This is a genomic window from Sphingobium sp. CFD-2 (genome assembly GCF_024611135.1).
Lineage (GTDB): Bacteria > Pseudomonadota > Alphaproteobacteria > Sphingomonadales > Sphingomonadaceae > Sphingobium > Sphingobium fuliginis.
The window spans coordinates 3,824,939-3,843,078 of sequence record NZ_CP084405.1; the positions used below are offsets into that span (position 1 = coordinate 3,824,939).

Consider the following 18,140-nt stretch of genomic DNA (forward strand, 5'->3'; position numbering starts at 1 on the left):
TCAGGGGTTGGAGCGTGCCTTGCGCGCCTGGCTTTGGGCCAGACGATAGCTCTCTCCGTTCATCTCGAGTATGGAGACGTGGTGGGTAAGCCGGTCGAGGAGCGCGCCTGTCAGGCGCTCGGAGCCGAACGTTTCGGTCCACTCGTCGAACGGCAAGTTGCTGGTGATCAGCGTCGAGCCGCGCTCGTAACGCTGCGAGATCAGCTCGAACAGCAGTTCCGCGCCGGTTTTCGAGAGCGGCACGAACCCCAGTTCATCGATGATGAGGAGCTTGTATCCGGCCATTTGCTTGTGGAGGCGCAGAAGGCGGCGTTCGTCGCGTGCCTCCATCATCGCGCTGACCAGCGCGGACGCGGTGGTGAAGCCGACCGTCAGGCCCTTCTGGCAGGCGGCAAGGCCGAGGCCGATCGCCACATGGGTCTTGCCGGTTCCCGAGGGACCAAGGGCTATGACGTTCTCGCGGCGGTTGATCCAGTCGCAGCGTGCCAGTTCCAGCACCTGCATCTTGTTGAGCTTGGGGATCGCGGCAAAGTCGAAGCTGTCGAGGCTCTTGGCGGCCGGGAACTTCGCAGCCTTGATCCGGCGCTCGACCATCCGGCGTTCCCGGTCGATCAGCTCCAGTTCGACAAGCCGGGCAAGGTAGCGGACGTGATCTGCGCCCTCGGCCGCGCATCGCCGGGCCAGCTTGTCATGCTCGCGCAGGAAGGTTGGTAGCTTGAGCGTCTTGAGGTGGCTGGCCAGTAACAGCTCGGGGGACGGACTGCTCATGCCGCATCCTTCGCATCGCCCGAGAGCAACTGCATGTAGGAGCGCGCCGATGTCGTCTCCACCCTGGCTCTGGGCAGATAGGGATAGATCGCCATGTCCAATCGGGGTGGTCGGCGCTCCACCCGGCACAGCAGGAGATGCTTCACGGCATCAAAGCCGATCGCCCCGATATCGAGAGCCTGCTTTACGGCCGCATGCAGATCGGCAAGCGTGAAGCTCTCCAGCAGACGCAGCACCTGCACATACTCGCGCCGACCATGCTTGCCCATACGAGCTTCCATGAGGCGGCGCAGCGTTGCAAACGCTTCGGGCAGGTGCCAGCCTTGCAGGGGCGCTGCCTGATCGAGCGCATTGATCTTCTGTTCGATCAGGGGAAGGTAATGGATGGGATCGAAGATCACGTCCTCGCGCTCGTAGCTGCGCACATGACGGGCAATGACCTCGCCCCGGCAGCCGATCACCACCTCGCCGACATAGCCCCGGATCCATACCTCCTGATGGCCGAAGCGCACCGGCACCGAGTAATCATTGGTCCGGTAACGCACCAGCGCCTGCGACGAGACCTGGCCGCTGGTCTGGTCACAAGCCTCGAACGGGGCAGCCGGCAGTTCCTGCATCGCCGCCAGATCGCGCTTCAGCCTCTCGCCGATCGTCTCGCTCTCGCCCCGCAGCCGGTCGTTCTGACGCTTGCGGCATTGCTCCTCGAGCCACAGGTTGAACGCCTCCCACGTCGCGAACCGGGGGATCGGCACCATGAAGTTGCGGCGAGCATAACCGACCAGCCCTTCAACACTGCCTTTGTCGTTCCCCCTGCCGGGACGGCCGTAACGATCGCGGATCAGGTAATGCGACAGGAAGCCGCTGAACAGCCGGGCGCGCTGCCTCGTGCCGTCGGGCAGGATCTTCGAGACCAGGCAGCGGTCGTTATCGTAGACGATCGACAGCGGCACCGCGCCGAAAAACGCGAAGGCGTGCACGTGGCCGTCCATCCATGCCTCGGCAACGGCAGCGGGATAGGCGCGCACGTAGCAGGCGTCGCTGTGCGGTAGATCGAGCACGAAGAAATGCGCCTTCTGCACAACACCGCCGATCTCGACCATGGCCTCACCAAAATCTGCCTGGGCATGGCCGGGCGCATGCGCCAGCGGCACGAACATCTCCCGGCTGCGCTGCTCGCGCTGTCGGATGTAATCCTTGATGATCGTGTAGCCGCCGGTGAAACCGTGCTCTTCGCGAAGGCGGTCAAATACCCGCTTCGCCGTATGACGCTGCTTGCGCGGAACCTGACGGTCACCATCAAGCCATGCATCGATGATCGGAACGAACGCTTCCAGCTTGGGCCGCCGCACCGCCGCCGTCCGGCGGTAACCGGGGGGCTCCGAATACGACAGCATCTTGCGGACCGTGTCGCGCGATACGTTGAAATGCTTCGCCGCCTCACGCTGGCTCATGCCGCCCGCGCAAGCAAGACGCACCTTCAGGTAAAGATCCACGGTATATATCTCCACGCCCTCCCTGCTCGCGCAAAGAAGGCAAAGTGGACGACTTTTACGCCGCCCGCAGCAGCACTTCGCCGCCGCCACCGTGGTCTAATTTTGCACCGCCGTTCTCAATTAGGGTGGATTGCAATGCTGCTAAACGTATGGAGCAGCATTCAATCGTTCGTCGATTTTTAGAGCCATTTCGTACATCACGTCGTAAACGGCATTCTCAAACCCTCGATAATAAGATATTTCCGTAACTATATCCCTCTTTCCATGCGCTATATTGTTTCGCCTCTGGACTAATGTTTTAATTTTTACGCGATTTTCTTCCAATGATATTAGCTCTATGTCTGCATCCTTAAGAAGGTCTTCGAGGACATTAGGCCATAGATTTGATTTAGTGTCGACTTCAGGAAAGTCGGGCGCTGGAGTGTAAAACGATGTATTAAAGTTTTCCATTTCTAACAGTAGCGGTTCGGCGGAGAGGCCTTTTAATTTCTTTATTTTTTTACCCAAGGCAAAAATACGAGTTCTAACGGGGAGTAAGCCGCAATTTGCGACTGCCGCCTTGGCGTAATCATAAAAAACTGTAAGGGCCGCTTTTGAGAACCCCTCATAATGCGCGTACAATAAAGCCCAAGAAACCCTAAGCAAAACTACTTTCTGATGATCGCTGACATCTTTTCGTGCAAGCAGCAATTTTAAAGAACCTAGTTCTGCTTCACGCCAACTTAAGTCATCAGTAATCAAGTCAAGCGGAGACTTCATTACAGAGATACTCCCGCACAACCTGAATCCTTTCATGGAGCTTTGGTATGGTGTTAGCGCCCGGCCCTGTAGCGCTTTTGAATCTCTCGCTGGAAAATGCGGCTATCAAGCGTGCCAAAAGGTCACCTCCGGGAACGTCAACTAGGTCGTCGTAGCGCTCTACGAACGCGGCACAGACAGCCTCGTAATATGCTGGCGCTAGACGCCCCGTGGCTTCGCCATGTGTATTGAAACGAGTGAATGCTTGATCGCCCAACTTTTCGAGAATGGCGTCGAAGGTCTTTTCAAAAAGTGCTGCCATTCCATCGCGATCAAAATGCACAAGCCCGAATAGGACGCTCTCCATGTAGCCGTCCAACCATTCTTCGATGTTACCTTTGAACGTATCTCGCGAGTTAACCAGAGCAAAAAATCGAAGTACTAGTTCCTCATTCGCTCTCTGTTCTACCATGCTGCTCGGAAGGCGTGAAATCGCTGATGCGAATCCCTGATGCTGCGCGAGTCCTTGCAGAAGCTCATAAAAATCAGCGCCTCCGTCGATCATCCTAGATGAGCAATTTCGGATCTCTTGAGCGGAAAGAAGCGAACCGCCAGTATTAAGACGTTTGAATAGCTCATATTTAACGAAGGCATCGCCGGATTTGTTAATTATCGTCGCACGGATAGGCGTGCGCTTTATTTTTAATTTTGTAACGGTATCGATAGTATTCAACGTCTTTCCATTTAGATCGTGAATAAAATCACAACCTTGCAGAACAAGTTCTGGTTGACTAATGGCAGAATGGTCTAAAAATTGAAGTACAGAGCTAGTCCTTTGAAGGCCGTCAATTAGCTCCAAAATTCCATCATCGTTCTCGATGAGAAATATGGGAGGGATTGGAAGTCCCATTACTATAGATTCTATTAGCCTAGATCTTTGCTCATTAGACCATCGAAAAAGCCTCTGATATTCTGGACGAATAACAATCTCTTCATCTCTATGTAAGTTGAGAAGTTCGCCGAAGGAAAAATCCACCGCCGTCGTGCGAATCTCGCGATCGAGGCTGCCTGGAGTGCTGTTAGTCAATTTTGATACCCTCTTCGATTTGCAACGACGCTACAGGCCCGCGGAAGCTTGAGCAATACCACGCTTCCGATCTCAGCTTGCGAAGGTGCATCAACGAGCGGCCATCTTTGCTGCCTAAATTAACGGCGGCCAGTTGCAGGTTCACGAATTATTCAATCCACGGCTGACAGTCTGAAATCGGCCCCTGCACGAACCCGCTTCGCGGGAGGGGCGCGCGGGGCGGCGTAGCGTGTTATATGTAGGCCTTTAGCGGGGCGAGGCTGGCAGTTCCTTCAACGGAGAGGAACTTGCCATGACTGTCTCGATCAATACCGCCCCGATCAGCCCGCTGCGCCAGCGGATGCAGCACGACATGATGATGCGAGGCCTCGGTTCCCACACCCAGCAGGATTACGTGCGCCATGTGAAGCGCCTTGCAGCCTTCCTGGGGCGCCCTCCCGATACGGCAACGGAAGAGGACCTTCGCCGCTTTCAGCTCATGCAGCATGAGAGCGGGGTCAGGCCGAGCACCATCAACGGCACCGTGTCGGCCTTGCGCTTCCTGTATAACGTCACGCTCAGGCGACGCGATCTTGCGCGGGCTCTGGTCGTCACCCGCATCGTGCCCCGGCTGCCCGAAGTGCTGAGCGTCGAGGAGGCAGCGCGGCTGCTGCAGTCCGCGCCCGGCATGAAGTACAAGGCGGCGCTGGGCGTGGCCTATGGCGCGGGCCTGCGCGTATCCGAGGTCGCCCACCTCAAGGTCGACGATATCGACAGCACGCGCATGCTGATCCGGGTCGAACAGGGCAAGGGAGGCAAGGATCGCAATGCGATGCTCTCGCCCCAATTGCTCGAACTACTGCGGATGTGGTGGCGCGATGGCCGGAAGCGCGGGGTCCTGATTGCGCATGGCTGGCTGTTCCCCGGCCAGAACATCACCGACCCCATCTCGACCCGGCAACTGCACCGCGCGGTTCAGGAGGCGGCCGAGGTGGCGGGCATCCGCAAGCGCGTCAGCCCGCACACCCTGCGCCATTCCTTCGCCACGCACCTGCTCGAGCAGGATGTCGATATCCGCGTGATCCAGGTCCTGCTGGGCCACAGCAAGCTGGAGACCACCGCGCTCTACACCAAGGTGTCGACCCGCACGATCCACGCCGTCTCGAGCCCGCTCGACCAGTTGATGGCGCTGATGGAAGGCAAGGCACCCACAGGGTCAGCCGACGCCGGTTGAACCGGTGCGCGCCGACCTCGAGGTCGCGGACATCTTCCGTTCTGCAGGGCCAGCCTACCGGGCGGCCCATGCCGGACACCTGAGCCTTACCCAGCTCAAGGTGATGTCCGCGATCGAGACCTGCCGCACCGCAGCCCTGGGCGGGCACGTCGAGGCCTGCGAGGACTGCGGGCACTGGCGGGTCGCCTATAACAGCTGTCGCAACCGGCATTGCCCAAAATGCCAGGGCGCCGCCGCGCGCACCTGGCTGGCCGAACGGGAGGCCGACCTGCTTCCCGTCGGCTACTTCCACGTCGTCTTCACGCTACCCGCCGAGGTTGCCGACATCGCGTGGCAGAACAAGGCGCTGGTCTACGACCTGTTGTTCAAGGCGGCCGCGCAGACGATGCTGACCATCGCCGCCGATCCCCGCCATCTGGGCGCCCGGATCGGGATCACCGCCGTGCTGCATACCTGGGGGTCGGCAATGACCCACCATCCGCATGTCCACATGATCGTGCCGGGCGGCGGTATCGCGCCCGATGCAAGTCGCTGGATATCCTCGCGTCCGGCCTTCCTCCTGCCCGTGCGCGTGCTGGGAGCGCTGTTCCGGCGGCTGTTCCTCACCTGGCTGAACGCGCTGCACGATGCCGGCAAGCTCGCCTTCTTCGGCTCCCTGACCGATCTGACAGAGCGGCGGGCCTTCCAGCACCACCTTGCCCCGGCGCGCAAGAAGCGCTGGGTGGTCTATGCCAAGCCGCCCTTTGCCGGCCCGGAAGCCGTGCTCGCCTACCTCTCGCGCTATACCCATCGCGTCGCCATCTCGAACCGGCGCCTGATCGCCTTCAACGAGAACGGCGTGACCTTGCGTTATAAGGACTATCGCCGCGACGGGCCCGAACGCCAGCGGGTCATGACGTTGACCGCCAACGAGTTCATTCGCCGCTTCCTGCTCCACGTCCTGCCGCGTGGCTTCCACCGCATCCGCCATTACGGCCTGCTCGCCAGCGCCGCACGCCACGACAATCTCGCGCTCGCCCGCCGCCTGCTTGCGGTCACCCCGGAGACGGAAGCGCCAGAGCCCGAAGCCGAGCCCGACACCTGTGCGCCATGCCCGTGCTGCGGCGGGCGCATGATCGTGATCGAAACCTTCCCACGCTGGAGCCAGCCCCGCGCACCGCCCAGGCCAACCCGCCAATCCGGGAGCGCATCGCATGACCCGGCATGATCCGCCTGTAACCTTGGCCCCGCATAACGTGCGGCGGTCAAAGGGCCGGCTTGCCCCCGGCACGCGCCGCGCCCGCGTCCGCTCCTGGGATCAACGTCGACAGCCCGCCAAACACATCTCCAGCGCATCCAGACACCGACCGCTGTGCTGCTGTCGTGCCTCCCTCAAAGCGCGCACTTCACCCCGCCACACCATACGAAAGCGCAAATCCCCATAGCCCAGCCTACCGGGTCCGCGGGTTCCTGCATGGGAGGCTTTCGTACGCAAGCGCCCGAAACCCTTCACCAAGGCGGTCATCCCGGCAGTGTGCGAAAACAGGTGAAACACGACAGGGGTAGTTAGGCCACCGCCTGCAACCCCTTGCGCTGGATGATGGACAAGAGCCGCAAGGCGGGACCGCCGGGGCGCTTCACGCCGCGTTCCCAATCCGACACGAGATTGCGCGAGACGTTGAGATAGGCGGCGAACACCGGCTGCGAGACATGCTCGCGCTCACGGATGGCGCGGATTTCATCGCCTGCCAGCGATGGGGCCGGGGCAAGACACGCCTCATCAAAGGTGCGAAGTGTCGCGCGCGACATAACGCCCGCGTCGTGCGCGTCGCTCATCATCTCGTGGACCGCGCCCGCGATCTCGCTGCGATAGCCCTTACCCTTCACCGTCGTTCCCATCGTCTATCTCCACCAGCGTTCCAGATGCCACCAGCCGGTCCAGTTCCTCGTCGTTCCATTCCAGCGCTTCGGTTGCCGCATTGCGCAGCAAGGCGAGGTCCGCCTTCGATATATTCGCCTGCGCACTCTTGGCGAAGCCGAAAGCGAATATCGCCCGATCACCGTGCCGGAGCAGGATCAGCGTGCGATAGCCGCCCGACCTGCCCTGACCGGTACGCGCCACGCGCTGTTTGATGACGCCGCCGCCGAGATCGGCATCCACCAATCCGCTTTCGGCGCGCTGCACAGCGTCCCGAAGCCCCGAATCGGCAATGCGCTCCTTGCGCGCGAAGCGCTCGAACCAGCCATTCTTGAATATACGTGGGATGGTGGCCCTCCTGCTTCCGATGCCATATATAATACATAGCGTTAGAGTTCAACGCACTTGCAGGGCCGATATTGGCGCAACCGGCACTGAAATGCCCCGATCGGCACTACAGTGCCCCACCCCTTGCGACGCAAGACGATCCGGCGCAGCCTGATCACTGGCGGGCAGACCTCCGATGATTTGGAGAATTGCCATGAATGATTCGACCTGACCAATGCGCAATGCCGTACCCATCGGCATAAAGCACTGACCGGCATGCTGTTTGGGACATAGTGGGAAAAAATTCTGCGATGGTCACGCCCTGCGGCAGAGCTACGTCGTGGACCGCCCTTGGACGCCCCTGAACGCCAGTCGTCGCCAGCGCCCACCCGTCCAATCCCGAATGGCCTGATTTGGCCCCGTAACGGCTCTTGCCCAGTGCGCCATGCTGCCCGATGCTGGTCCACAGGGGCGCGTGCAACACCTTGATTTGAAGAGATTGCCCCATGAACAACCCCGATCGTATCATCCGCCTGAAGACCGTTCTCGCCCGCACCGGGCTTTCGCGCACCACGCTCTATCGCAAGATGGGCGAAGGCACCTTCCCCCGCCAGGTAAAGATCAGCGTCCACGGCGCGGGCTGGCACGAATCCGCCGTCAATCGCTGGGTGGCCGATCCTGTCGGCTATCGCGACGACCACGCCGGGAGCCAGGTACAATGACCGTGCCTCTACCGCCCGATCCGATCTGCGTGCGCGTCAATGATGCGGCGCGCATGATCGGGGTCGGCCGCACCAAGCTCTATGCGCTGATCGCGGCGGGTGAGATCGAGACGGTGAAGCTCGGCAAGGCCACCCGCGTCACCACCGCCAGCCTGCACGATCTCATCAGGCGGCAACGCGAAGCCTGACCGGCTCGGACGCCGTGGGGTCGGCGTCCGAACTACCCTTCACCGGCAGCTTGTCCAGAAACTCCGCCCAGCGCGCCATGAGGCTGCGCCGCTTGTCGAAGAAGTCGGTGCGGCGATAGGCGGCTTCCACCTTGTTGGGCAGCTTGTGCGCCAGCGCCTTGTCGGCAACCTCCTTGGGGAAGCGGGTCCGCTCCGACGACCAGTCGGTGAAGGCCGAACGGAAGCCGTGGACGGTCACACTCTTGATGCCGTCATCGCGTAAGAGCTTGGTCATGGTCATGTCGCTGATCGGCTTTTCGCCGTCATTGCTGAACACAAGGCCGGTATCGCTGGTGCGCTCCTTCCACCGCTTGCGGAGCAGCGCCACGGCGGGCGCGGACAGCGGCACGACATGGGTCTCCCCTGCCTTCATCCGCTCACCCGGAATGGTCCAGATGGCCTTGTCCAGATCGAACTCCGACCACACGGCAAAGCGCGTCTCGTTCGACCGCACGGCATTATAGATGGTGAAGCGCAGCGCGTCGCGCCCGGTCGTGGGCGAAGCTGCCGCCAGCTTCCGCATGAGCGCAGGCACATCCACATAGGGCATGGCTTCCAGATGTCCGCCCTTGTCCACCTGACGGGGAAGCCCCTTGCGCACCGAGCGCAACGATACCTCACCCGGAAGCCAGCCCTTGATATGGGCGAAGTCCAGCACCGCGCCTATGCGTTGCAGGATGCGCCGCGCGCTATCAGGGATGGTCAGCCAGATCGGCGACAGCACCTCGACCACGCACGCATTGTCCACCTCGTTGACCGGCTTCGTGCCGATCGCCGGGAACACATGGTTCTCGAAACTGGAAATCCAGTTGGCGTGCCGCTTGTTCTTCCAGCCTTCCTTCAACGCCTCGTAACAATCGCGGGCCGCCGTCTCGAAGCTCGGCACCACCTTGCGCGCCCTGCGTCGCTCGGCGACCGGATCGGTTCCCTCACGGACCTTCCGCCGTAATGCTGCTGCCGCTTCCCGCGCCTCGGCCAGTGACACGTCCAGCGCCGATCCCAACCCATAGTCGCGTCGGCGTCCATCCTTCTGCATCCGCAGCACCCATGTCCGCGCACCGCTATCCTTCACCAGCAGGCACAGTCCCCGGCCATCGACATGCCGACCAGGCTTCGCGTTCTTTACCTTCAATGCCGTCAGTGCCATCGGTTCGGTTCCCGCTTTGGGCATCGCAGGCGTTCCCACACTTCCGGGCAGGAATTGGTCCCACAATCGCTCCCACATTTTGCGCCAAATTCAGGCAAATCAAGACGACCGACCGCGAACACCATACAAGACAAATCGTTGATTTTACAGTGTAGTTAGGAACGTCCCGGCATCGCCCGAGACAAAAGTTCTACACTCGTAGGGGTCACCATTTCGCGGCCAAGGCGCGAAAATCAGGGCTTTCTGCCGTCTCCACCGTCCGCTGGTATAGCGAATGGGTATAGCGAGACTTATATGGTGCAGATGGCCACTCCCTGGAAACACCCCCGATCGGGCATCTTCTACGTCTACCGGCAGATACCGGAGCGCCTGCGGCCCGAAATGGGCGGCAAGCAATTCTACAAGGTCTCCTTGGGGACGCGCGAGCCGGCCGAAGCAGCCCGGCTGTTCGTGCTCGCCAATGCCGTGTGCCAGCGATTGATGGACGAGGCAGCCGAGAGAGTTACGGCTCAGGCCGTGGCCGACGAAATCTCCCCAGAACGGGCATCGGCGATCGTAACGCGGTTTCTCGCGACGACCAGGCCGGAAAACCTCTTCTATCCCCACACGTCGCTCGAGCTGACCTGGTGGATCGAGGAGAACTGTGTGCGCCTCCATGGCTTCGAGGCTGAGCGCTATGTGCCACGCCCTCGGTCGGACCTGTCACAGGAACCGCATCGCGGCCAGGGCAAGCTGCTCGCTGGAGACCAGTGGCTGGACTTCATCCGCGAAAAGCCGAGGTCGGTCTGGATCAAAGTCTGTGACGAGGTGCTGATCCCACTGTTTGGGGCAGCCGATCCGCCGATCAAGCGGATCCCGGCAAACGAAAATGCCTTGATGGACGCGTGGAATGCTCGGGTTCGGGACGACAATGCCCGCTTCCGTGCGGAAGTCGAGGGGCCAATCCGACACGCAAGTCATTCGCGGCTTCGGCCTGATCTGCGCTTTGAGGAATTGGTCGCGCGCTGGGCCGCAAAACGCAGCCCCCGACCTCAGTCGGTCCACGAAGTCCGTAAGTCTGTTCAGGATCTCATCGCCTTTCTCGGCGACATCCCCGTCTCCCAGTTCACCAAGGACATGCTGCTGGACTATCGGGATGCGGGCGCAGACCTGCCCCTCGGCATGCCGCGCGCCGACCAGGCGATGCCGTTTCCGGAACGGGTGGCGAAATATCGGGACATCGTCGGGCGCAAGGTCAGTCCTACGACGGTGAAGAAGCGGATCGGCGCTATCCAGACCTTGCTCAGCTTCGCCGAGAGGGAGCGGTGGATCGATGGAAATGTCGGCGCCAGAGTCACGGTCGATGGCGCGGGAAAGGCGAAGACGTCGCGGCGAACCTTCCGTCAGGACGAACTGCAAGCGCTGTTCGCCAGCGACCTCTTTCTCCACCCCGAGAACCTCGTTTCCCGCCGAACGGCAATCAGCGACCTTACCCTCTTTTGGCTGTTCCTGCTTGGCCTGACGTCCGGCGCGCGCATCGAGGAGATCGGCCAGGCTCACCTGTCTGACGTCAGGACGGAGGCTGGCATTCACTACATCGATATCACCGACTATGTAGACGAAGGCGATCTGGAGAAGGAGCGATCCGAGAAGTCGGTCAAGACCGATGGCTCCCGCCGCATCATTCCCCTCCATGACCGCCTGCTGGAAGCAGGTTTTTTGCGCTATGTGGAAACGCTCCGGAATTGCGGGCAGCATCGCCTGTTTCCCGACCTCAAGGCCAACAGCTTCGATAAGGTGACCAAGGAAGCCAGTCGGCGTGCCAATCGCCATATCGACAAGGTCCTGTCCACTGACAAGCGCATCGTCTTCCATTCGTTCCGCCATACGTTCAAGGATCAGGGGCGCGAGGCTGAAATCCAGGAACGCATCCTGGATCAGCTTTGCGGTCACTCGCCGACGAGCGTTGGCGGAAACTATGGTCAGGGGGTCGGCATAGCGTCGCTCAAGCGGAACCTTGATCGCATGACGTTCGAGGCTGTCGCATGGCAACCTATCATCGAAGCGGCGGGGCGCATAGATTGGGTAGAACTTATGAAGAAACGGGCAACGTGATGAGCGTCAATCCTTAAGCAGACTGCCCAACAGCATGATAAAAATGGCGGCGTAGGCGCGACCGTGTTGGGCGCGGTCCAGTCTCAAAGTGAAACGGCTTTATCGCGTTCGGATACCGGTAAGTCTCGACCCGTCCCGGCCGTTCAGCACCCAATTTTTGATTGCCAGGTGCGGAAGGGCCGCTTTTCGATCTTGGGTGCCCGGGATTGGCCGATAGGCAAATGTCAGGTTCGGGGCCGGTATATGGAATAGCTGCCGTTTGCACAGCATCGCTCACGACTAAGTTGAGTATTCACGGACACCGCCATGACCCTCCGGTTTAGATGGAAGCTCCCGATAATCGCAAATGCCGCAGACAAATGACCCGACCAGAAACTGGCCGGGTCAAGGTCAGGAAACCTTCAAGGCTTCCTTGGGTCGCGCTTCGGATCATGAGCGACGACACTCGTTTTCTCCATCCGGGTTTTTCCCGGTGTTCAGCAGGTGCCATTATTTCGGACCTCGTTTTGGCTAACGTAGCCAGTGCCTTGATCTCACGACAGTCCGCCTTTGGCAGCTTACGCGCGATGCGCCGACCTGTACCTTTTCTGATTAGAGACAAAAAGGGGGAAGAGTCTACCGACCCTTCCCCAAGTTGGACGTCTGTTCTGACAGGGCTTAAGTGTCAGAAGCGGACGTTGATCCCTCCGCGGGCTTCGGCACCCTTTTGCGACCCGCCGAAGTTCACACCACCCTGAACGAACAGTCCGATGCGATCATGGAAGAGCGCATTGATGCCCGCGTCGAGCGACCCGTAGCCCTTGGGATCGACCCCCTTCAGGATGAAGGGCGTGCCACCCGCAGCATAGGTGAAGGCACGGCTGGAGCCGATGTCACCCTGGAAGGTGTAGCTGAGCTTACCGAACGGACGGATGGCCATCGCTTCCGTCGCCGCCAACGTGGTGGCGAGACGGACACCGACTTCAGGCACGAACACCGTCTTGGAGTCGCGGCCCGAGCTGACGCCGATACCGGCGCCGCCTTCCTCGGTGAAGCCACCCAGCGACCAGTGACGCAGCGCCACCTTGGCATAGGGCATGACGGAGGCGTTGCTGCCTTCGGTCACGTCATAGCCGAGTTCGGCATTGGCGTTCCACTCGCGGCCCTTGAAGGACGCGTTCATCGTGCGGTCAAGCAGGGTCAGCTCACGCGTCACGTCGAAGTCGGAGAAGCCATAGACGAACTGTGCACCGGCGTGGAGCGGACCGAAGCTGTGCTTCCAGTCCAGACCCAGCGAGTAGGTCCGTGCCTTGGCCGATTCCGGCGTACCGCGAGCGGCGATGTCATGCTCGGCATAGGCGAAACCGATGCCCAGCGTGCCTTCATCCGAGTAGCCCAGGTTGAAGCCGAAGGCTCCGCCATAGCTGTTGTCGCGGATCTTAGACGCGCCCGAGGAGGTGCCGCCATAACGGGCGAAACGACCGACCGGGTTGATCCAGAAGCCGAAACCGGACTTGCCGGTGGCACCCACGACCGCTGCGCTCTCGAAGCTCTCGGTCAGGGCCGAGTTCTGTTCGATCGCTGCCAGCGAGCCGTAGATTTCGGCCGAGGACAGTTCGTTGAACACCTGCTGCGCGCCGGCCAGCGTCAGACGCCAGTCGAGACCCGAGATGATGTTCGCCGCATCCTGCACCAGACCCATTTCGTTCACCGAGGTGAACACCGCGCCGCCATTGGCGTCCTGCGCGATCTTCGTGGTGATGACCGGGATCAGCGCGTCGAGGGCGCCCGCAGCCGAAGCGGCATTGGGGTTGGTTGCCGCCGAGGCGTAGCTGGTGCGCTTGGCCGCGATGCTGACGGTCTTGGCAGCCGTGTCGTTCTTCAGTTCGAAGCTGACGAAGGGCGAGCTGATCGACTGCGACACGGTGGCGCTGACTGCGCTGGCCGCATCGGTGTAGGAGAACAGCGTGTAGCCGTCGCCATTCGAGTAGATCGCATCCCGCGTCACGTCGACCACCAGCTTGCCGGCCAGGTTCAACTTGCCGGTCACGTCGATGCGCGACGGACTGGACTGGACCGAGGAGCCGTTGGCCGCGGTGGTGAAGTAGGGCACATTTGCACCGGCCTGGATCGGGCCGAGCACTTCGGTGCCACCATTGCTGGTGCCCACCGAAACCGCACCGGCGCGGACCAGCGACGGGCTGACGCCGACGACCGTGGTGCCGGTGGCGGTCTGGGTATAGTCGCCGGTCAGTGCGACCTTGACGCCCGTGATCGTCTCCGTGCCCTCGGTGGTCAGGCTGTTGCCGATCGTGTCCGCACCGATCAGGGTGCGGCGACCGACGACCAACGTGCCGCCGTCGACATTGATGTTGCCCTTGATGCCGATGAAATCGCCATCCGCATCGGTCGGATCATAGGCCGGGCCGGTGAGCTGGATTTCACCCGCCTTGACGTTAATCGCGCCGACATCCGCGCTCCAACCCGGCTGGAGACCCGGAGCATCCGGAGCGATATAGGGCGCGAGGTCGAGCACGAAGGTGCCCGCATCGGCCTTGTTCACAGTTTCGACGCCCAGGATACGCACCGAACCGGTCGAACCGGTGCCGAAGCCCAGATCCTGCGCTTCCTTCGACAGCACCGCTTCGGGCGAGTAAACGGCCGAGGCCGGGGTCTTCAGGTTCAGCTTGTCCGCACCCAGATAGCCCGAACCGTTGAGGTTGAGCGTGGTGTTGGTCAGGCGGTTGCCGTCTTCGTCCTGCTGCGCAACGATGCTGCCCAGCGTGATCGAGCCGTTGTTGAGGTTGACGGTTGCCGAGACGTTGCTGGTCTGGACATCAGGCTCGTCCGCCCGGTCGAACGGATCGCTGACCGTCGCGCCGCCCACATAGACGCCACCACCCAGGAAGTTGTTCTGGTTGATGGTGTAGTTCTGCGCCGTCAGGGCCGCCGCCGGCGTCACGGTCTGGACCGTATCGGTGACGGTGTCGGTCTGAGTCGTCGTGTAGTTAATCACCTCATCACCGGCATAGATATTGCCTGCGATGCCGCCGCTGTTGGTGACGGTGCCGGTGCCGGCCGCGATGGTGACGTCGCCGCCGATGGTCGCGCCCGATGCGTTGGTGACCGAAGCCGTGCCGCCGACGCCAGTCAGCGTCTGGGTCGAAACATCCTGACGCAGCGCTGCATTGTCGAGGTTGGTCCCGGTCAGGCTGCCGCTGCCGACGGAGTTGAGCGACAGGGCGTAAACGCTGCCCTCGATCGCGCCGGCGTTGCTGACCGATGCCGACTTGTCGCCGCTAGCATAGGCTTCGCCGCCGATTTCGCTCTTGGCGCCCACGCTGATCGAGGCGTCGCCGCCCGCCAGAGTGGAACTGCCGACGGTCGTTTCGTCGGTCTGGACGCCGCTGTCATTGTAGAGGCGGGTCTGGGTGTAGCTGTAGTTGGTGTAGTTCGATTCCGCCGACAGATCGCCGCCGACCTTGGAACCGGCCGCGATGGTGACCGAAGCCCCCGTCACGCCTTCCGCATCGACATCGTCCGCAACGCCAAGAGCGCCAAGGTTCTTGAGTGCCGCATCGGTGTTGACGACCACCGACGCGGTGCCGCCGACCTGCGTCGAGCTTTCGGTATAGACCTGCTTGACGATAGCCGGGCTGGTGCTGCTGTCTGCAATCTCACCGGCATAGTCGGTCGTCGTGCTCGTGGCATAGTTGTTGCCGGAGGCATAGGCCCGCGCATCGTCGCCGACGGTGCCGGTAACGGTGGTGGTGGCATTGCCGCGGCTCGACGAAGCTTCGGCGTCGCCGCTGACGGTTCCGGCAATGGCGACGGTGGCATCGCCCACGCCGTCGTTGACGGTATAGCTGTAGCCGCTGGTCGAAGTGGTGGTGCCGGTCTGCGTCGCCGGATCGCGCGTGAACGTGCTTTCCGAATTCGACAGATAGTCGGTGCCGCTGGCGCTCGCATAGACGCTGGCGAAATTGTTGGTGCCGCCGACGCTGGCGTCCTTGGCGACCGTGACCGAAGCGCCGGTGCGGCCATAGGCCTCAACGTCACCGGCGTTGACGGCAGCCTTGCCCGAACCGGTCAGGTCGACGCTGGCCGAACCGCCAACAGCCTTCTGCTCGTTCGAGCTGCTCTGGACGATGCTGTCCGTGCGATAGACGCCGCCAGTGATCGTTTCAGAAGAAGCATAGCTGCTCTGATAGTGGTAGTCGGTTGTCGAGGCGTTGGACTCCACATCGCCGGCAACGCTGCCGGAAATGGTGACGGCGCTGTTGCCGGTCGCGCTGGAATAGAGCGATGGCGTGCCGCCGACGCTGCCTTCTACCAGCTTGCCGCTGACGGTGACGGTGCTGTCGCCGCCGGCATTGGTCGTGGTGGTTTCGTCGTTGCTGCTGGTGGTGGTCCGCGTCCCGTCACTGGCGGTGTCGAGAACCGTCACATTTTTATACTGATCGGTTTCCTGATAGTCGGAAGAACCAGCCGAGGATGCGAGACTGCCATAGACGGTGCCGGTGACGGTCGCCGTGCTGGCCTTGTCAGCTTCCTGCGTGATCGAACCGTCGCCCGAAACGAAGTTCAGCGTGCCGTTGCTGCCCGCATAGGTGCCGGTGACGTTGCCGCCGGTCGCCGTGGTGGCATATTCGTAGATGTTTTCGCTGGTCGTGGTCGTGACGTTCAGCGCCGGCGGCGTGGCGATCGCGGTCGAGCTGCTGTCGTTATAGGTATATTTATAGTCGCTGTCCGAACCGGTGCTGCGCGCATCGGTGCTGCCGAACACGGCGCCCTTGTTGTCGACGGTCACATCGCCCAGAGCGTTGATGGACACGTCGCCCTGCACCTGGCCGATCGCTGCATTGGCGAAGCTCGCCGCGCCGCCCGCCTGCTTGTAGTGATATTCGTCGACTTCCTGATTGCTGCTTTCGACCAGCGTCGGGCTGCTCGACGAAGTAGCGCTGTTCGTCTCGCTGTAGCTGGTCGGCAGCGAACGGTTCGAGTTGGCGATGACATCGCCCTCGATCTTGCCCGCGTTCGACAGCGTCACGCCGCCATCGGCGCTGGCGATCAGGTCGCCGCCGATCGATCCGGTTGCACCGACCGAGCCGGTCGCGGAGCCGCCAGCAGCGCTATAATCATAGCTATAGCCGCTCGTGCCGGCCGCATAATCGCTGTTGCTCTGATAATCGTAATTGGTCGCTTGCGACGTCAGTTCGACATCGCCGTCGACTGCACCGTTGATGGTGCCGGTCGCACCGCCATTGCCGGAGGCAATCGCATCGCCAGCGACTTCGCCAGACTGACCGACCGTAACCGATGCGGTCTTGCCCGCGGCGGTCTGGGTATAGTGGTAGCTGTCGCTGACGGGCGTTGCGCCATCGTCGACTGAAACGGAGGTGTTCGTGCTCGAATAGCCGTCCGCATAGGCCTGCGCGCTGCCATCGACCGAACCGTCGACCGAAACCGAGGCTCCGCCTACGCTCGACGCATAGGCCGAGTTCACATCACCCGTCTGCGTGATCGCAACGGAAGCCGCGCCACCGCCGAGAATGTTGTCCGAACGCGAGGTGGTTGTGACTACGGTGCCAGCTGTGGCCGAGCTGGTGCCCGATACCGTCTGCACGGTGCCGCCAGCATAGGCCGCCGCGTCGTCAGCCTTGCCGCCGACGGTCACGGATGCGCCGTTCAGCGCCTCTGCCGTCACATCGCCGCGCGCCGTGTCGGTCTGGTTGGCAACGTCGCCCTGCTGGTCGACCGTAGCCGTGCCGCTGGCATAATCCGTCGTGGTGATGCCGCCGACCGTGGCCGAGGTCGCTGTGGTGATGCTGTCCGCGGACACGTCGCCCGAACGGACCAGGCCGGCCGCCGTGCTTGCCACCGACACGTCGCCATAGCTCGAGGCAGCTACGCCGTTATATACGGTGCCCGAATTGGTGATGCCGACATTGCCGCCGAAGCCGAATGCGTTCAGGCCACCGGAAACCAGGCCGCCATTGGTGGCGCTGAAGGTGTTTGCCGCAGCCGCATTGCCCACGCCGTAGAAGGTCGCGCCAACGGTGTCCGTCACCGCGCCGGTGTCGACCGCGCCAAGCGCGCCATTGTTCACGAAGGAGATCGCACCGTCGCCCTGGCCCGTGCTGGGGGTGAGGCCGATGGAGCTGTTGCCGGTGATCGAGCCCGTCGAAGCGACGGTGAGGTTCAGATCAGAATCGGGAGCTGCGATCGCAGTGTTGATGGCCGTCTGGGCATCGGCTGCCGTCTGCGCGGTCGATACGGTGACATCACCGGCGTGCGCCGTCGCGGAGAAGCCCGCTGACAAGGCTGTAGAGAGCAATAGCGCTCTCTGCAAATTGATCCTTTTCTTCATTCTTGAACCTTTCTTCTGGGTCGCTTTTGGAGGTTGCAGGTCGCCGTTCCGTGAACCGAAGTTCACAGAGGGCGACAG

13 protein-coding genes are annotated in these 18,140 nt (G+C 61.7%); 5 read left to right on the plus strand and 8 right to left on the minus strand.

Annotation, left to right across the window (positions count from 1 at the left end; translation table 11 throughout):
* From istB to LDB29_RS18965, 4 genes are all read right to left on the minus strand, one after another.
* Positions 1-768, minus strand: coding sequence for an IS21-like element helper ATPase IstB (istB, locus tag LDB29_RS18950; RefSeq protein WP_054944222.1), 768 nt, complete (start codon positions 766-768; stop codon positions 1-3).
* A complete protein-coding gene (istA, locus tag LDB29_RS18955; protein ID WP_082430708.1) occupies positions 765-2,261 on the minus strand; it encodes an IS21 family transposase in 1,497 nt (498 codons plus the stop codon). Before istA ends, istB begins: the two co-directional genes overlap by 4 nt.
* A gap of 141 nt (positions 2,262-2,402) precedes the next feature.
* Positions 2,403-3,020 carry an MAE_28990/MAE_18760 family HEPN-like nuclease gene (locus LDB29_RS18960; RefSeq protein ID WP_257555372.1) on the minus strand — a complete coding sequence of 206 codons (618 nt, stop codon included), beginning with the start codon at positions 3,018-3,020 and terminating at the stop codon, positions 2,403-2,405.
* Positions 3,004-4,086 (minus strand): DUF262 domain-containing protein, encoded by a 1,083-nt coding sequence (locus LDB29_RS18965; protein WP_103001239.1) that lies wholly within the window; start codon positions 4,084-4,086, stop codon positions 3,004-3,006. Before LDB29_RS18965 ends, LDB29_RS18960 begins: the two co-directional genes overlap by 17 nt.
* Before the next feature lie 292 nt (positions 4,087-4,378).
* On the opposite strand from LDB29_RS18965, the gene LDB29_RS18970 reads away from it, so the two are divergent.
* Positions 4,379-5,299, plus strand: a complete 921-nt coding sequence (locus LDB29_RS18970; protein ID WP_257555373.1) for a site-specific integrase — start codon at positions 4,379-4,381, stop codon at positions 5,297-5,299.
* 4 nt (positions 5,300-5,303) lie between these two features.
* Complete coding sequence (locus LDB29_RS18975) at positions 5,304-6,506, plus strand: IS91 family transposase (RefSeq protein WP_257555375.1); 1,203 nt, start codon at positions 5,304-5,306, stop codon at positions 6,504-6,506.
* A 338-nt stretch (positions 6,507-6,844) separates the two neighbouring features.
* Here the strand turns inward: LDB29_RS18975 and LDB29_RS18980 are convergent, their stop codons facing one another.
* Entirely contained in the window at positions 6,845-7,177 is a 333-nt protein-coding gene (locus LDB29_RS18980) for a DNA-binding transcriptional regulator (RefSeq protein WP_172451895.1), read from the minus strand.
* Entirely contained in the window at positions 7,155-7,577 is a 423-nt protein-coding gene (locus LDB29_RS18985) for a type II toxin-antitoxin system RelE/ParE family toxin (RefSeq protein ID WP_306812576.1), read from the minus strand. Before LDB29_RS18985 ends, LDB29_RS18980 begins: the two co-directional genes overlap by 23 nt.
* A gap of 452 nt (positions 7,578-8,029) precedes the next feature.
* On the opposite strand from LDB29_RS18985, the gene LDB29_RS18990 reads away from it, so the two are divergent.
* Complete coding sequence (locus LDB29_RS18990; RefSeq protein ID WP_066560297.1) at positions 8,030-8,245, plus strand: AlpA family transcriptional regulator; 216 nt, start codon at positions 8,030-8,032, stop codon at positions 8,243-8,245.
* The gene (locus tag LDB29_RS18995; RefSeq protein ID WP_103001236.1) at positions 8,242-8,433 is read left to right on the plus strand and encodes a helix-turn-helix domain-containing protein; all 192 of its coding nucleotides are present in this window, start codon (positions 8,242-8,244) and stop codon (positions 8,431-8,433) included. The genes LDB29_RS18990 and LDB29_RS18995 overlap by 4 nt, the downstream gene beginning before the upstream one ends.
* Here LDB29_RS18995 and LDB29_RS19000 read toward each other — a convergent pair.
* Positions 8,411-9,643, minus strand: a complete 1,233-nt coding sequence (locus LDB29_RS19000; protein WP_103001235.1) for a site-specific integrase — start codon at positions 9,641-9,643, stop codon at positions 8,411-8,413. The genes LDB29_RS18995 and LDB29_RS19000 overlap by 23 nt on opposite strands.
* Positions 9,644-9,913: 270 nt before the next feature.
* Between LDB29_RS19000 and LDB29_RS19005 the strand changes: the two genes are divergently transcribed.
* Positions 9,914-11,713: a site-specific integrase gene (locus LDB29_RS19005; protein WP_257555380.1), complete on the plus strand. Its 1,800-nt coding sequence runs from the start codon at positions 9,914-9,916 to the stop codon at positions 11,711-11,713.
* A gap of 664 nt (positions 11,714-12,377) precedes the next feature.
* Here the strand turns inward: LDB29_RS19005 and LDB29_RS19010 are convergent.
* Complete coding sequence (locus tag LDB29_RS19010; protein WP_257555381.1) at positions 12,378-18,029, minus strand: hypothetical protein; 5,652 nt, start codon at positions 18,027-18,029, stop codon at positions 12,378-12,380.
* Between the last annotated feature and the right edge of the window lie 111 nt (positions 18,030-18,140).

Bases quoted from the DNA above. Each gene is read 5' to 3' on its own strand.
- LDB29_RS18970 (WP_257555373.1), top strand. From the start codon at position 4,379: ATGACTGTCTCGATCAATACCGCCCCGATCAGCCCGCTGCGCCAGCGG.
- LDB29_RS19005 (WP_257555380.1), top strand. From the start codon at position 9,914: ATGGTGCAGATGGCCACTCCCTGGAAACACCCCCGATCGGGCATCTTC.
- LDB29_RS19000 (WP_103001235.1), bottom strand. From the start codon at position 9,643: ATGCCCAAAGCGGGAACCGAACCGATGGCACTGACGGCATTGAAGGTA.
- LDB29_RS18960 (WP_257555372.1), bottom strand. From the start codon at position 3,020: ATGAAGTCTCCGCTTGACTTGATTACTGATGACTTAAGTTGGCGTGAA.
- LDB29_RS18995 (WP_103001236.1), top strand. From the start codon at position 8,242: ATGACCGTGCCTCTACCGCCCGATCCGATCTGCGTGCGCGTCAATGAT.
- LDB29_RS18990 (WP_066560297.1), top strand. From the start codon at position 8,030: ATGAACAACCCCGATCGTATCATCCGCCTGAAGACCGTTCTCGCCCGC.
- istB (WP_054944222.1), bottom strand. From the start codon at position 768: ATGAGCAGTCCGTCCCCCGAGCTGTTACTGGCCAGCCACCTCAAGACG.
- LDB29_RS18980 (WP_172451895.1), bottom strand. From the start codon at position 7,177: ATGGGAACGACGGTGAAGGGTAAGGGCTATCGCAGCGAGATCGCGGGC.